Origin of the sequence: Pseudomonas sp. NFACC43 (assembly GCF_900119645.1) — a bacterium.
GTDB lineage: Bacteria > Pseudomonadota > Gammaproteobacteria > Pseudomonadales > Pseudomonadaceae > Aquipseudomonas.
Map to the genome: position 1 here is coordinate 50072 of NZ_FPKK01000019.1, position 15828 is coordinate 65899.

Here is a 15828-nt window from a genome sequence, read left to right on the forward strand (position 1 = left end):
TGGAGGTTGGACGTGTGTCCTGCTCTTGTTGCTTTGGACCTTGATCTCGACGCCCCGTTATTTCAACTGCTCTGGCCAACAGCCAGGATGGTCGCCACCAAGGCCTGGGCGCGAGGTACCAGCGTATCCAGCTCCAGGTATTCACGATCGGTGTGGACCTTGCCTCCCACCGGGCCGAGGCCGCACAGGGTTGGGATGCCCAGGCTGGCGGTGAATCCGGAGTCGGCGCAACCGCCGGTGAATTCGCCTTCGACGCTGAAACCCAGCGCCAGGGCTTTTTGTTGGTAGATTTGCAACAGCCGTTCGCTGTGACGGGCCTCCATCGGCAGAAAGGTTGTCGCCTCCTTGAGGATGGCGTGGGTACCGATCAGTTCTTCTTCGGCGACGATGGCCAGGATCGCGGTAAGGATCCGGTCCCAGTGCTTGAGTTCGATGAAGCGCACATCCAGCCGCGCCGAGGCGCTCGGAGCAACGGTGTTGCTGGACGTTCCCCCGGATATCAAGCCAACGTTCGTGGTGATGCCCGCCGAGTAATCGGTCAGGGCATGGAGCTTGACGATCTTGCGTGCCAGGGCCTCGATGGCGCTGGCGCCGTCGGCATGGTTGACCCCGGCATGCGCCGCGCGACCGCTGACTTCGATGATCAGCGTGGCACCGCCTTTGCGTGCGCTGACCACGTTGCCGCTGGCCCGACCGGGTTCGGTATTGAGCACGGCGCGGGCGGCACGGGCTGCGTGTTCGATATGGGGCCTGGCGCTGCCGGAGCCGATTTCTTCGTCACCGGTGTACAGGACCTGCACCGGATAGGGCAAGGGGCCGGCACGCTTGAGTGCCTTGAGGGCGAAGCAATTGAGCACCAGGCCGCCTTTCATGTCGGCGACGCCGGGGCCAAAGGCGAGATTGCCATCGCAGCTGTAGCCGCGCGCCGTGGTGGTGCCTTTGGGGAACACCGTGTCGCGATGGCCCAGCAGCAACACCGGCTTTCCAGGTTCGCCTGGCACTTCGGCGAGCATTACGTCGCCAAAGCCTTCCACCGGCATGCGCTTGAGCAGGATGCCGTCGGCCTCCAGCTCTGCCGCGAGCAGCGCGCCCACGGCGTCGACCCCCGCCTTGTCATAGCTGTTGGAGTCGGTGTCGACGATACGCTGCAGCAGCGTTTCCATGGCTTGGCGCTGGTCGGCAAGCCAGTCCAGCGCCTGTTGTGGCGTGGCGCTCATTGCATTTGCTCCCGCAACTGATGCGCCTGGGTCAGGCGTGCCGCATCGTTGCCCAGGTCCCAGAACAACCCCGCCATGATCTGCAGGCTTTCCTTGACCACCGGTGCCAGCAAGTGCTCGTTCGGCGCATGCTGCGAGCAGGCCGGGTACGAATGCGGCACCCACAAGGTGGGCAGGCCGAGCACGTCGGCGAACACATCGTTGGGCAGCGAACCGCCGAGGTTGGGCAGCAGCGCGGGTTTTTTGCCGGTGGTCTGGGCCAAGGAGCTCAGCGCCCAATCGACCCATGGGCTTTGCGGGTCCAGCCGAGTGGCGTGCATCACCTCGACGTGGCTTTGCTTGACCTCGACATTGCTGAAACCATGGGCATCCAGGTGGGCACGCACCGCCGGGATGAAGGTCGTGTAGTCGCTGTCCACCACAAAGCGGATGTGGCAGTGGGCGTTGGCCTTGCCGGGGATCGCGTGTACGGGGGCGTCCGGGTTGCCGGTCTTGAAGGCGATAACGTCGAGGGTGTTCCAGCCGAACACCTTTTCGCTCAGGGAGAGCTCGGGGTTACCCCAGTTGGCGTCGATGTCCGGATCGCCCGGTCCGCCACCGACGTCAATATCGGCCAGTGCCTGACGAACCGGCTCGGGCAGTGATTCAGGCATCAGGCCCGCCACTTTCACCCGGCCGTGTTCATCCACCATGCTCGCGATGGCATTGGCCAGGATGATCCCGGGGTTGGCCAGCAACCCGCCCCAGTTGCCAGAGTGATGAGCGCCTTCGCGCAGATTGACCACTAGCTCGAAGTTGAACACCCCCCGTGAGCCGAGAAAAATCGTCGGTCGTGACGCCGCCAGGCGCGGGCCGTCCGAGGCGATGAAAATATCCGCGGCGAGCTCTTCACTGTGCGCGGCACAGAATGCATTCAAGCCCGGCGAGCCTTCTTCTTCGCCCATTTCCAGCAACAGCTTGACGTTGAACCCCAGCTTGCCGTCGCGAGCCTTGAGGGTTTGCTCCAGCGCGGTCAGGTTGATCAGGTGCTGGCCTTTGTTATCCGCCGTGCCGCGGCCGTACCAGCGATCGCCTTCGGCAATGACTTGCCACGGCGACAGGCCTTCACGCCATTGCGCTTCATAGCCGCGTACCACATCACCGTGGCCGTAGCTGAGCACGGTCGGCAGTTGCGGCTGCTCGATGCGCGTGGCGATCATGAACGGGCCGCGCCCTGCCACCGGGTTGTCATAGACAGCGACGCTGAAGCCCATCGCCTCGACATGCGGGGTGATGAACTCATGGAGATAGCGATACAACTCGGGTTGGCTGTCCGCTGCCTGGCTTTCAGTGTGCAAGGCGACGCTGCGTTCGAGCAGGCTGAAAAATGCGCCGTTATCGAATTGCGCTGTGGTGTTGCTGATGGCCAGTGAACGACTCATGAGTGGACAAGCTCCAGGGTTTGGGCGGGACTGTCGTGAAGGTGGCAACGCACGTTGCCGCCGATAATCGGATCATTGGCCGGGTAGGCCGTCTTGCAGGGGGCGAAGCAGCTCGGACAGCGCGGATGGAAGGCGCAGCCGGAGGGCGGTGACATCGGATTGGGAAAGGAACCGCCCAGGCCGATCTCGGGAATGCCCAGGCGCGGATCGGGCGTGAGCACCGAATCCAGCAAGGCGCGGGTATACGGGTGGCCGGGTTTGGCGAATAACGCTTCGCGGGTGCGTTCCTCGACGATACGCCCCAGGTACATCACCGCTACCCGGTCGGCGAGGTGTTCGATGACCGCCAGGTTATGGCTGATCAAAAGATAGGTCAGGCCGAATTCGCGCTTGAGGTCTTGCAGCAGGTTGAGAATCTGCGCCTGCACCGAAACGTCCAGTGCCGAGGTGGGTTCGTCGCAGATCAACACGTCAGGGCGCATGATCAATGCCCGGGCAATGGCCACCCGTTGCCGTTGGCCGCCGGACAGTTGGCTCGGATAGCCGTCGATGACCCGCTTGGGCAGGCCGACCACATCGAGCATCGCTTCGGTTTTCTTGCGTCGCTCGGCGGGGCTGCCAATGTCGTGCACGATCAGCGGCAGGGTCACGATTTCGCGCAGCGTCTTGCGAGGGTTCAGCGAGGAGTACGGGTCCTGGAATATCGGCTGGATGTGCCGGGACATTTCCTTGCGATCCGTCGCCGCCAGGTGCTTGCCACCCACCAGCACATCGCCGCTGGTGGGTGGCAACAGACCCAGCAGCATCTTGGCCAGGGTACTTTTTCCGCAACCGGACTCGCCTACCAGGCCGAGGGTCTCGCCTCGCATCAGCCGCAGGGAAACGCCATCGACGGCCTTCAGGGTGGCGGCGGGTTTGAACAAGCCCTTGTTGATCCGGAACTCGCGACGGATGTCGCACAGCTCCAATGCGATGTCTTTTTTCATGACCGAGCCCTCTCTTGAAGGCGAATCGGCGCCGGGGCCGGTGCGGCGAACAGGCAGCGCGCCATGTGGCCGTCCTGCTCGACTTCGGGAATGTCTTGCGCGCAGGCCGCTATCGCCTGGGCGCAACGATTGCGGAACGCGCACCCTTGCTGTTCGCCCACCAGGCTTGGCACCAGGCCTGGAATCGAACCCAGGGCCTCGCCCGGTCGGGTCCGACCGGGGATTGGAATACTGGTCAGCAGACCACGGGTGTACGGATGCTGTGGGTTTTCGAACAGTTGCCGGGCGGGGGCGGTTTCGACGATTTCCCCGGCATACATCACTGCGACCCGATCGGCGATCCGGGCCACCAGCCCCAGGTCATGGGTGATGAAAATCACCGCCAGGCCGAACTCCTTCTGGATATCGCGGATCAAGCGCAGGATCTGCGCCTGGATGGTCACGTCCAGTGCCGTGGTGGGTTCATCGGCGATGATCAGGTCCGGCTCGCACATCAATGCCATGGCGATGATCACCCGCTGGCGCAAACCGCCAGACAGTTGATGCGGGTACTGGCGCAAGCGTTCGGTGGCATTGCTGATACCGACTTTCTCCAGCATCTGCGCGGCGCGAGCCAGGGCGTCCTTGCGTGACACCTTGCGATGCTGGGTCAGTACTTCGCTGAGCTGATCGCCAATGCTGTAGGCCGGGTTCAGCGAGGTCATCGGTTCCTGGAAAATCATCGCCAGACGATTGCCGCGCAGATCGCACATGCGCCGCTCGCTCTGGCCCAGCATGTCGATGCCGTCCAGCGTCAGCCGGGACGCGGTGCGTCTGGCCTTGCGTGGCAGCAGGTCCATCAGCGCCAGCGAGGTCAGGGATTTACCGCAGCCGGATTCGCCGACGATACACAGCATTTCACCGCGCTCGACTTCGAAATCCAGACCGCGCACGGCATGCAGCATGTCATCCGGTGTCGGGCTGTTGCCCATGGGGATGTCCACGCGCAGGTTTTCAACATGGAGTAGTGCCATGTCCTGACTCCTCTAATCAGTTGCGGCCGTCGGGCAGGATCAGATCGCGCAGGCCGTCGCCGACCAGGTTGATGCCCAGCACCAGAATCATCAGGGCGACGCCGGGAATGGCGATGACCCACGGAGAAAAGAACATGTAGGGTTTGCCTTCGGCGATCATCAGGCCCCAGGACGGCGTCGGCGGCTGCACGCCAACCCCGAGGAACGACAGGGCCGACTCCAGCAGGATCGCGTGGGCCATCTCCAGGGTCGCGACGACGATCAGCGCACCGACCAGATTGGGCAGGATCTCGCTGACCAGGATGCGCAGGGTCGAGCAGCCAAGGGCCTGGGCAGAGGCCACATATTCAGCATCGCGAATCTGTTGCACCGAAGCCCTGACCACCACCGCGAAGCGATCCCATAACAGGCAGCCCAGCAGTACGATGACCACTTTCAGCGAGCCGCCCATCAGCGAGGCCGAGGCCAGCGCGACCATCACCACCGGCATCGCCAGCCGCGTGGTGATCAGGTAGCTGATGAACGCATCGACCTTGCCGCCGTAGTAACCGGCCAACAGCCCCATCACGGTGCCGATAAAGCCGGAAATCAACGCCGCCGCGATGCCGATGAACAGCGAAATCCGCGCGCCATAGAGCAATCGCGACAGGTAGTCACGGCCCAGCTTGTCGGTGCCGAGGACGTACTCCCAGGTGCCGTTGGCCATCCATACCGGCGGTTTCATGCGCAGCATCACGTCTTGCGCATAAGGGTCGTGGGGGGCCAGCCACGGGGCGAACAGTGCACCGGCGAAGATGATCAGCAACAATACCGCGCCGATGGCGAAACCACGATGGCGAAAACTCTTGCCAAGGACTCGGCTCAGGCTGCTGGGGGGTGGCAGGTAGTCATTGATCGCGAGGGTCGTGGGGGTGCTCATGTAAGCCTCCTAGCGCACGCGGATGCGCGGGTCGAGCAGTGCGTTGAGCACATCGGCCAGCAAGGTGAGGATGATGTAGATCACCGCAATCAGCAGGACTACGGCCTGTACCACCGGAAAATCGTCACGGGCGATGGCGTCCCAGGCGAGTTGCCCGATGCCTTGCAGGGAGAACACGGTTTCGATCACCACCGAACCGCCGAGCATGAAGCCGAACTCCACCGCCGCCAGCGCGACGACCGGAATCAAGGCGTTGCGCAATGCGTGCTTGAACAGCACGCGGGCAGGGCGCAGGCCCTTGGCGCGGGCGGTGCGGATGTAATCGGAACCGAGCACATCGAGCATGCCGGCGCGGGTCAGGCGCATGATGGCCGGCGTCGCGTAGTAGCCCAGGGCAATGGCCGGCATGACGAAATGCAGCAGGGTCGAGTTGCCGGATACCGGCAACCACTTGAGCGTCACCGCGAACACCACGATCAGCATCAGCGCAAACCAGAAACTGGGCATCGCCTGGCCCAGCACCGCGATGCTCAAGGCCAGTCGGTCAATCCAGGTGTCGCGTTTGACCGCGGCCAGCACCCCCAGTGGAATCGCCACCAGCAAGGCGATGCCCAGGGCCATGGCACCCAACCCGAGGGTAATCGGCAAACGGCTGACGACGAGGTTGTAGACCGATTCCTGAAAGAAAAACGAGTTGCCGAGGTCCAGCCGCAGCAAATCGCCCAGCCAGTTGAAGTACTGGGTCGGCAGCGGTTTGTTCAAGCCGTATTGCACGCGGATCTGTTCGATCTGTTCGCTGGTGGCTTCCGGTCCACCAATGGCCGTGGCCAGGTCGCCGGACAGGTGCAACAGGGAAAAACTGATCACCGACACGGTAATGGCCACGCAAATCGCGATGCCCAGCCGACGCAGAAGGAATCCAAGCATGGCAAGTTTCCTCGTATCCAATGGATGGCATGTGTGAGGAGATGTCCGTGGTGCGAGTCAGTCGCAGCCACGGCACCTCTCGATCAATCCGCCCGGTTGCGGATTACTTCCAGCTGGACTGAACGAAACGCGGCAACTCATCCGGGTATGACGTGAACGCCAGTTCGGAGGTGTAGGCGTAGTTCATCGAGTAGTTGAACAGCGGCGCCCAGTACGCCTGTTCGCTGATGCGCTGCAACGCCTTGCGGTAGTTGTCCTTGCGCAGTTGCGGGTCGAGGGCGTTGTCGGCGGTCTGCAGCCAGCCCTGGACTTGTGGATCCTTGATGTTGTCGTCCGGATTGCCCTTGAACCAGGTGCCGGCCGACGCCGAGGTGTCGAGGATCGAGAACGAGCCCCAGGCCTGAAACGACATGGGCACCTTGCCGCCACGTTGCTGATCGCGCAGGGCGGCGTACTTCAAGAAGCGCAGCTTGGCGTTGATACCCACGGCGCGCAGGTTGCCGATGATGGCTTCGACGTAATCACGGTCGCGATAGGCGAAGATTTCGGTCTCGAAGCCATTGGGATAACCGGCTTCGGCAAGCAGCGCCCTGGCCTTGGCCGGGTCGTAGTCGTAGACCGTGGCCGCGGAGGTATCGCAACCGAACTGGCCTGGGTAACAGGCCACCTGCAAGGGCTTGGCTTCGCCCCCCACCAATTGCGTGGCCAGCGCACTGCGGTTGATCGCATGGTTGATGGCCTGGCGCACCTTGAGGTTCTTCATGGGGGAGTTTTCGGTGGAGGTGCCCCGGGCATCGAGAATCAGGAAACCGATGCGCATGGTTTCGCCGCTGGTCACGGTCAGGTTCTGCATGCCCTTGAGGTCGACCGCCTGATCCGGGGTCACGCGCCAGGTCCAGTCGACACCGTCGGTCATCAACTCGGCCAGGCGGGTTTCGGCATCCGGGATCACCCGGAACTTGAGGTGGCCGATATGCGGTTTGCCTTGTGGGCTGTCCGGAAAGTAGTCCTTGTTGATCTCCATGGTCACGCCTTCGCCAGCCACCACCGATACGGCTTTATACGGCCCGGTACCGATTGGCTTGCGACTGAATTCGGCCAGGCCGACCTTCTCGAAATACTGCTTGGGAAACATCGGAACGGCGTTGGACAGGTATTCCAGAGCCGGAGGAAAAGGCTTCTTCAAATACAGGCGGACGCTGTAGTCACCGGTTTTCTCGGCGCTCTTGATCCAGTCGACGTTTTGCACGGTCACGACTTTCGCTTCGGGCGACACCACGTAGTTGAGGGTGAACACCACATCGTCGGCGGTGAAGTCGTCACCGTTGTGAAATTTGACGCCCTTGCGCAGTTCGAAGTCGATGGTGGTGTCGTCGACCTGTTTCCAGCGCGTGGCCAACATGGGTTGGTACTCGCCGCTTTTGGGATCGCGGTAGACCAGGTTGTCCCAGATCAGCCGACCGAGAATCACGCCTTCGCGTAGATCGTTGTGATAGGGGCTGATGTTTTCAGGCTCGCTGTCGGAAGCGTAAACCAGGGTGTCGTTGGCTTTACCGGCATGAGCCGGAAAACTGCTGATGAAGCCCATCAGCGCAATAGTGCAGGCGAAACCTTTGATGCCCATGCCGTCGTCTCCGTTGGCGAGAGTGGTTGAATCAAAGGGCAGCGAATCGCAAAAGCGCAAAGGAGGGTAAAAGGATCAGACTGTATTTTTTTTGATCTGGACTCGAATGTAGGGAAAGGTTATCAATGCCACAAGAATAATATTTCGATACTTCCTTTGCCGAAAAGGCAAACCCTGGAGGCGCCGATGCAGTTGTATGGTGTGCAGTCCACGGCACTGCGCTATTTTCTGGAAGTGGCGCGATGCGGATCGATCAGCGAAGCCTCGGTACGGCTGAACGTCGCGGCGTCAGCGGTGAGCCGGCAGATTTCCAAGCTTGAATTGGCCCTGGATGCCAGCCTGTTCGAGCGTCGTGCCCGGGGCATGGTACTCAGCGAGGCGGGCGCGCGACTGGCGGCTTATGCGCGCAAGTCACAACTGGAGGCCGAGCAGGTGGTGCTGGAAATTACCGAGCTGCACGGCTTGCAACGAGGTCACGTGCACGTGGCCTGCTCGGAAGGATTCGCACTGGAATACATGCCCAGGAGCATCAGTGCATTCAGGCGTGAGTATCAGGGCATCCATTTCACCCTGGAGGTCTGTGCGCCTGCGCAGGCGACCGAAAAGGTACGCTCCGGCGAAGCCGACCTGGCGATGACCTTCAGCCTGACGCCACAAAAGGAAATCAAGGTCGAACATGTCCTGAGCGGCGCGATCTTCGCCGTGGTCTCCAATTCTCATCCCTTGGCCGGGCGTGAAGCGGTCAACCTCGCCGAGTTGCAACCCTGGCCCATTGCACTCCCCAAGGCCGACACCACCATACGGCAACTGTTCGACATCTGTTGCGGCGTGCAGGGCTTGTTGTTCGACCCGGTATTGACCACTAACTACGTCGCCTCGCTCTATAGCTTCGTGCGCGAAGAGGGAGGCATCAGCCTCGCCAGTGAAATGACCTTGCACAAGCAAGTGGCCGACAAGGCACTTCAATGCTTGCCGATTCTTGATGAAGGGATGAAGGCACGGCGCATCGAACTGCAGAGCATGGCGGGACGTAATTTGCCGGCGGCGGTTTCTGCGTTCAGGGATTTTTTGATTGCGGAGTTGGGGAAGGGGAAGCGTGGTTGAGGGGGCAGAATAAAGGCAGCCACGACCGGCAGCTATGGCCCAGGAGCGGCCGCTCGTGAATGGCAGTTCCGCATTGAATCAGGCAACCGTCGATCAATCTCGCAGAGTCTGGACAGTCGAATTTCCAATGCTCGCGAGAAAAATGCCGGTATCCCGATTAGAGCGCAGACAAACCACGCGGCAAGCTGATGGCGCTGTTGCAACAAGTTGCTGGATCTTTTCTCGCGCTGATTTTTTCGTCCGCCACATGAATCTGAAAAACTCCGGCAGGTTCATCAGCAATTCGGGGCAGTTCTCCGGCAAGTCAGGCCGAGACTGACCGCGTTGGAGCAGGGTTCTGCGCAGTACGCGCAAGAATCGAAGCGTCACCGAACGATCAATCCATATCAAAAGATCTGCACGGGCCAGCCGGTTGTCCCAAGTGGCTGAATGGCCACCTTCGAATATCCAACAATCTCGGGCCTCTACATCGAGACAAAGCTGTGTCTTCTCGTCCCGACTTCGTTCGATCCACCCTGGCTGCCAGTGAATAGTGTCGATATGAACGACCGGCAAACCCGTGCGCTGACCAAGCTCACGCGCCAAAGTGCTTTTGCCTGACCCAGGTTGACCAACGATCATCACCCGTTGCATCGAAGCTCCTTCTCGCTATGCAAGCTGATTTTTTTGGGGGGGCGATTTTATGTCAATGTCTATCTCGGTCAATAACAAGCGGCCAGCATGACAGGCAGCTTCTGGCCGAGGTCGTGTAAAAACAAGCACGCGGGATGCGGAGTAGTTCGATGACTGCTTTGGGTACAGGCTGTGTGAAAACAAATTTTTAGAACGATTCGGCCATGGGGGCATTCGACCAGGTTTTGAGACACCATATGGCCTCTAGGAATCCAGCGGCTCGACGCAGCTCGCAAACCAGATCAGGAGGAATGAATGCCTTCCCGTCGCCGCCTCAGTAGTGTCTGTCAAAGTATTGCGCACCACGCTGCGAGCAGTCTGTCGTACGTACACCCACATTTGTTGCAAGCCCTCAAAGCGACCGGAGAATCGATCGCGACGGTGGATCTACTGAGTGCGACCCCATACCCGAAGGAGCTTCACAGTCATCCCCACCTTCCCACCGCCCTCTCTTCACTACGTGCTCGTTTTGAACAGATTTTGAAATCTGAAGGATTTTTAATAACCGACCTCAACGAGGCCACGCTATTTTTCAAACCTGATGGCCAATACAGTGACGATTATTGTTGCGAATGTCACGCAAGGTTGTCCCATTCAAGCGGTCGTAAATACTTTGCGGCAGTCGACTGCATGGGTAAATCCATTGTCCCCCAGCTTGCCAATATCTGACCAATCCCCTCCGGTAATGATTTCAATCCAGATGAAAAGCGAGCTTGCTTTAAGGCCAAAAGCCGGAATACGCCGAGGATAATCTAAGCTTTTTTCGTCTAGATCGTATCGGGGGCGATCATGAAACGATTCATTTAGGGCGAGACTCGGACGCAGGTGACGCTGCTGCCGGAGTGGCGCTCGATGGCACTGAAACCCCCCGTATTTACTGGATTTCAGGCACAAAAAAAGACGTCCGCGGACGTCTTTGATTGATCATTTGGTGGAGCCGGGGTAATTTGAATTGATCGGGTATCTGGCTGATTTCCCGAGATAAATTCCGTTGGATTATTTTTGTTGGAATGCTTTATGGAATACTTTATGGAATACCTTTGCTCAAGGTGACATCTGGGTAACCACTGATGACTCGAATGGCATTTCTTGTGAAAAACTAGTTTTGTGTCTCCGTAGCCTGAGGTAGGCCTGCGCAACGGCACTTAGGTAACAGAGCGTAAATGGCACAGTCGTCGACGTTCGACTTCGTCCCCTCACAGCCAGTAGCGGTCTTTCTCATCGACTTGCACTGACTCTATGACGGAGAATGGACGCCTTTAAAAGCTGCGACAGACGGTCGAACTTTTACTGGCGAACGTTCCGAATGGATGTAAGTTAGTATGTATTCAATAAATTCTTAATTGCGCTATACTTCGCTTTCGTCCCAAGCTGCATGCAGTTTAATTGATCACTTGCGGCAACAAAATCAGAGGAAATATATGACTATCGCTGCTGCATGGGTAAGAACACTCAAGAACTGTAAAGAGCTTATCGTTGTCTCGGACAGTCGTCTGAACGGCAGTAAAAAAATGGACTGCGCTCAAAAAGTACATGTCCTGCCCCGCTCCGATGCGTTTATTTGTTTCGCTGGTGATACGTCTTGGGCTTATCCACTAATGCATCAGGTTATATCAGCAATTTCCAATTACGAGCGATCAGTAAGTCGAGCTCAAGATATTGTGGAGTTGAAGAGTCACGTTCTGAAAATATTTGAGAGTCTCCGTTACGCGGTGCACGATGCAACTGGAAATGAAGGAATACCCGCAGCCGAATTTTTGTTTGGTGGCTATTCGTGGATTAGAAAAAAATTTATGATTTGGCGCATTCATTTCCAAAATAGTACAAACAGCTTCGAAGCTAATCCTGCCAAGGAATGGAAGGGAAGTCCTTGGGTCTTTGCAGGTGATAAAGAGCACGTTAAAACCGCGCGCAACAGCCTTTGTAATCTAATGAACTCCCGTGGGCATGCACCTCACCAAGTGGACAGCTTTAAATTCAACTGGGAACCTTTCGAGGTTGTCCGCGACATGCTATATAATATCGAAAGAAATAGGATTCTTTATAAAAATGAATCAATTGGCGGTGCACCTCAAGTCCTTAAGATCTATGAGCATTTAAGTTCCAAATATTTGGCTATTGACTGGGACATCAGCCACCAAAAAAATGGAAAAGGTATTTACGTTTGTGGTCGAAAAATTCTAGGTTACGAGACGCCGTCACTTTGGATTCTCAACCCCGATACACTTATAACTAGACATCCTTTATATTCAGAGCTGCCGGTTGAAATTGTAGATGAACCAATTGAAGAGGAGTCATACATGCTAACCAATTAATTCAATGCTCCAGCATATGAAACTTCTATTCCACTTTTTCCGAACCCAAGATAGGGGGGCAAGCGTCTGGATTATTAATACTTCAGTCATCCGTAGCTAGCGCCTCGTATTGGAATATCGTCTTGTTTTCTATCGATATCACTAATGTCAGCTATGGATCGACTGCGATCTGTAGCAATCCGCAAATCGACCCAGTGTGGTCATACTTTAGTCGCTAGCTGCCTTGAAGCTCGCCCCCTAGCTCTAAAGTGAGCCAATCATCAAACGGGTTGGATAAGTACATTTTTATAGCATGTTTGGCAATTGCCGCAGTTTTTTCTAGAATACGTTCTACTTCATTGGGCTTCTTACTGCTAATTTTACCTCGATGAACAGCCGCGGAGCCGTGTTCGTAAGCCTTCTTGATCATGCGATATGTTGCTAACCTTTCCTCAATTGCCCCACCGGTTAGCAAAGCAGCCCTGATGGACAGCCTGTGAGAAAGTTCTCCACTGTCATTGTCAAGAAAGAGCGATTCCAATGAGGTGCGTAGCAGTACAGCTGCCTCAGAGATATTATTGCAACTATAAAAGTCGTGGAGTTTGCCTAGAGGGAGCCTAATCTGGTTTTGCTGCCGTTCATTCAGCCGGTAGAGATTAGTTAGTAAGATAATAGCGCTTTTGACATCTTCTTCGGAGAGAATCGACAGTTCGGATACGACGTGAAACGAATGATACTCCCATACTGCCGGGCCGAAGCAAGGAACTTCATCGGCCGCTACGATAGCAGTGGCAATTCTTTGAACGGCAATTGAACCTTCGCTACAGAGCGTCAGGCAGTGTACAACGTCCTCGAGAACCTGGAGCAGGTCACTGACGATTTTAGGCTGCTCACCAAGTCTCGCTTGTCCAATAAGCAAAGGATGGTTAAACGGAACGACTAAAGCGGCGGAATACTGAGGTGCCAAGGCGTTCTCATCCAACGACTCACTCAGTGATAGCTGAAGTACTTTATTGGGTAGTTGGTAAATGTTTGTCAACGATCCAAAATTTCCAAGATTGATCGTTTGGTCGACCTCTATACCTGCAAGCAGAACGATTCCATAGGCTTGGAACGAATCATTTTCGAGATAGTTTGCTAGGTCAGCCGTAAAATCTCGACCGTAGTTTGTCCTAACGCAGGATGACATCCAAGCAGCAATAATCTCAGGGCTTACAAGATTTCTTGATGCTCCAATGACTTGATACCCTGCTATCAACTTCTTGAATTCATCTTCCTCATTAATGAGGGTTAGTATCTCCGACCTCAACCGATCTCCAGACCTTTCCGCGTTGGCATAGGCGATCTCCGGATGGCCATCTTTGGGGCGCGAGTAAAACAACCAATAAATACTTTGAGCTAAACGTTCGTCCATGTGTCTCATCCACGCTGCTTTTGACGCAGAGTAAAGTAATTACGCAGACATGTGTAAGCGCCAGCACATGTAAACGACTGGACGTTCCGACAAGTTGGCATTTTGACCGTCCGCTTGTGGCCGATTTCTGCGTTGAAGACCGACTGCAATGGGTCGTTTTCTGCCGGTCACCACAGGCAGAAAGCGGCCAGAAGCGGACGTTGCGAGTGCATTAAATAAATCTGCCCCCTTTTCTGTTGAACGGCACCTCGAAAAATTTTCTCGACCTGACCGTGCTACCTCCAGGCTCCACCTCCCATCTCAACCTTCTATTGCACTGGCACACCGGCTAAGACATCATTTGGCCACTACCTATGACAAGGATGCAGTGATGCTGGAGCGTTTAAGGAAAGACCGTGACGAGCTGGTCGAACAGCTCATGGTGCAACCGCTGGTCAAACAAGACAGGCAACGTGCGGATTATTTGGCAGAGCACGGGGAGCTGAAAGATTTCAAAGCTGGCGAGGCGCTCATTACGTTTGGCGAGTCAGCCACGGACGTTTTCTTTCTGCTAACGGGTTCTGTGGCGATCAATATCGGCAAACGTGTGCTGGTTGAGAATTTCGAAGCGGGCAATCACGTCGGTGAGATTGCTGCCGTCCACGTCACGACACGTACGAGTACCGTGATCGCTCGCGAAGAAGTGGTGGCAGTTCAGCTTTCAAAAGAGCATTTCAAAGGTTTTCTCCTGCAATTTCCCGAAGCAACGCTCGCCTTTGCAAGGGATCTCGCAAAACGGATCGCCGTACGCAATGCCAACGTCGCCCGGCCGCGTGAGAAGCATCGCATCTTTGCGATCTCTTCTGCCGAAGCCCTCTCAGTCGTCGACAGTGGAATCCAGCATTTCGCACATGACTCCGACCTTGAATACGCCCCATGGAGCATGCCTCAGATATTCCAGCTATCTAGCTACCCAATGGATGACCTTGAAGCGGAGCTGACCAACTCGGACTTCGCAGTAGTTGTGGCCAACGACGACGACATCGTTAAGTCTCGGGGCACAGAGAAATCCATGCCTCGTGACAACGTCTTGTTCGAGCTCGGTCTTTTCGTAGGTAGATTTGGCCGCAAGCGCACAGTGTTGATGGCACCTAGCGGTAAAGAGGTGAAGCTCCCCAGCGACCTCATAGGCTTGAGCATCATCTATTACCCTCAAGAAATGACAGAGACCGTTGAGAAGCAGGTCTGGGACAGGGTTAAACGTCATTTCAGGAAGCTAGTTAAATGAACAATCATCAACTTGCAGCCGTCCGCAAAGCAGCAGTCGACGGCCTGGACGGCGCTGTGCGGACGTGGAAAAAGGTCGGGATGATCATGGACAGCATAAATGCCTCCATTGAATCCAGGGCGGGAAATGAAAGCAACATCCCTGGGCATCCATATGTACAACAGGGAAAGCCAGAGGTGACAGAGTTCGTCGCTCTCGTCGTTGACATGCGCAACTCTTCCGATCGCCTGCAAAATCTTCAGAAATTTCCGGCGATCGATAGCGGTTTCCAAAGGGTCTTCTACGAAACATCAGCCTTACTGCCGGCATTAGCCACAACAGCCTTGTTTGAGGATGGCCACGTCACGGAATACCTTGGTGACGGGGTGCTCATCCTCTTCAAGGTCGACGCTAACGATCGCGTCAAATCTGTTCGAACCGCCTATCAGGTAGCTGACAACTGCGTTACGCAGACCAGGCAAATCGTCAATGAGCTTCTAGCTGAGAGGTTTGAGCTACCGAATCTTTCAATTGGTGCAGGTCTGTCTCTCAGCAAAGCCATCGTGACGCTTGTCGGCACCTCGGCGTTTATGCAACCCAAGGCCATCGGGCAATGCGTTTGGGAAGCCTCCAAGTTGAGCTCTGGAACAAACACAGTCCGGGTCTCAGAGAATCTCAAGCAGGCATGGCCAACCGCTGCCGGTGGCACGCTCCGCTTTGAAAGACTATACGACCTCCCAAAAAAAATGGTGGGATTTGAAATTCGCAAGCCCTGAACCACTCCTTTGCGTACACCAACGCCTCTTTTCTCTCAAGACCTCTCTGCTTGGGCCTCACAGTTTTCTTGGCGCTCAAAGGTATAAAGACAAAAGGTACTGTTTTTCCGGCAGTCACTGTCAGCTTTTGGCCGACTTCGGCCGGTCGAGAGCTGCTATTGCGAGAAATCATAAAGGCCGCAGGCGGCCTCTTTAGCCTTTGCCCATCCGTGGCC

At 56.6% G+C, this 15828-nt stretch carries 14 protein-coding genes; 5 read left to right on the top strand and 9 right to left on the bottom strand.

Features of this window, described 5'->3' with window-relative positions; genetic code table 11:
• Nucleotides 1-62: 62 nt before the first annotated feature.
• The 7 genes from BT179_RS24055 to BT179_RS24085 all read right to left on the bottom strand — a co-directional run bounded on the left by BT179_RS24055 (nt 63) and on the right by BT179_RS24085 (nt 8107).
• Entirely contained in the window at nt 63-1217 is a 1155-nt protein-coding gene (locus BT179_RS24055; RefSeq protein WP_072388643.1) for a M20 family metallopeptidase, read from the bottom strand.
• Nucleotides 1214-2638, bottom strand: a complete 1425-nt coding sequence (locus BT179_RS24060) for a M20 family metallopeptidase (protein ID WP_072432050.1) — start codon at nt 2636-2638, stop codon at nt 1214-1216. Before BT179_RS24060 ends, BT179_RS24055 begins: the two co-directional genes overlap by 4 nt.
• On the bottom strand, nt 2635-3624 hold the full coding sequence (locus BT179_RS24065) for an ABC transporter ATP-binding protein (RefSeq protein WP_072432049.1): 990 nt from the start codon (nt 3622-3624) through the stop codon (nt 2635-2637). The genes BT179_RS24060 and BT179_RS24065 overlap by 4 nt, the downstream gene beginning before the upstream one ends.
• Complete coding sequence (locus BT179_RS24070) at nt 3621-4637, bottom strand: ABC transporter ATP-binding protein (RefSeq protein ID WP_072388638.1); 1017 nt, start codon at nt 4635-4637, stop codon at nt 3621-3623. The genes BT179_RS24065 and BT179_RS24070 overlap by 4 nt, the downstream gene beginning before the upstream one ends.
• Before the next feature lie 16 nt (nt 4638-4653).
• Complete coding sequence (locus BT179_RS24075; RefSeq protein WP_072432048.1) at nt 4654-5556, bottom strand: ABC transporter permease; 903 nt, start codon at nt 5554-5556, stop codon at nt 4654-4656.
• 9 nt (nt 5557-5565) lie between these two features.
• Nucleotides 5566-6483: an ABC transporter permease gene (locus tag BT179_RS24080; protein WP_072388634.1), complete on the bottom strand. Its 918-nt coding sequence runs from the start codon at nt 6481-6483 to the stop codon at nt 5566-5568.
• Nucleotides 6484-6586: 103 nt separating this feature from the next.
• The gene (locus BT179_RS24085; RefSeq protein ID WP_072388632.1) at nt 6587-8107 is read right to left on the bottom strand and encodes an ABC transporter substrate-binding protein; all 1521 of its coding nucleotides are present in this window, start codon (nt 8105-8107) and stop codon (nt 6587-6589) included.
• 186 nt (nt 8108-8293) lie between these two features.
• Between BT179_RS24085 and BT179_RS24090 the strand changes: the two genes are divergently transcribed.
• Nucleotides 8294-9211, top strand: coding sequence for a LysR substrate-binding domain-containing protein (locus BT179_RS24090; RefSeq protein WP_072432047.1), 918 nt, complete (start codon nt 8294-8296; stop codon nt 9209-9211).
• A gap of 93 nt (nt 9212-9304) precedes the next feature.
• On the opposite strand, the gene BT179_RS24095 is transcribed toward BT179_RS24090, so the two are convergent.
• Entirely contained in the window at nt 9305-9844 is a 540-nt protein-coding gene (locus BT179_RS24095; protein WP_072432046.1) for an AAA family ATPase, read from the bottom strand.
• A gap of 294 nt (nt 9845-10138) precedes the next feature.
• Here BT179_RS24095 and BT179_RS26640 point away from each other — a divergent pair, with 294 nt between their 5' ends.
• Complete coding sequence (locus BT179_RS26640; protein WP_143148728.1) at nt 10139-10552, top strand: hypothetical protein; 414 nt, start codon at nt 10139-10141, stop codon at nt 10550-10552.
• Nucleotides 10553-11304: 752 nt separating this feature from the next.
• Nucleotides 11305-12198: a hypothetical protein gene (locus BT179_RS24100; RefSeq protein ID WP_072432045.1), complete on the top strand. Its 894-nt coding sequence runs from the start codon at nt 11305-11307 to the stop codon at nt 12196-12198.
• 214 nt (nt 12199-12412) lie between these two features.
• Here the strand turns inward: BT179_RS24100 and BT179_RS24105 are convergent, their stop codons facing one another.
• Nucleotides 12413-13591: a HEPN domain-containing protein gene (locus tag BT179_RS24105; protein ID WP_072432044.1), complete on the bottom strand. Its 1179-nt coding sequence runs from the start codon at nt 13589-13591 to the stop codon at nt 12413-12415.
• Nucleotides 13592-13739: 148 nt separating this feature from the next.
• Here BT179_RS24105 and BT179_RS24110 point away from each other — a divergent pair, with 148 nt between their 5' ends.
• Together BT179_RS24110 and BT179_RS24115 are read left to right on the top strand one after the other, a co-directional pair.
• Complete coding sequence (locus BT179_RS24110) at nt 13740-14858, top strand: TIR domain-containing protein (RefSeq protein ID WP_083568917.1); 1119 nt, start codon at nt 13740-13742, stop codon at nt 14856-14858.
• Nucleotides 14855-15613 (top strand): hypothetical protein, encoded by a 759-nt coding sequence (locus BT179_RS24115; protein WP_072432042.1) that lies wholly within the window; start codon nt 14855-14857, stop codon nt 15611-15613. Before BT179_RS24110 ends, BT179_RS24115 begins: the two co-directional genes overlap by 4 nt.
• Nucleotides 15614-15828: the final 215 nt, after the last annotated feature.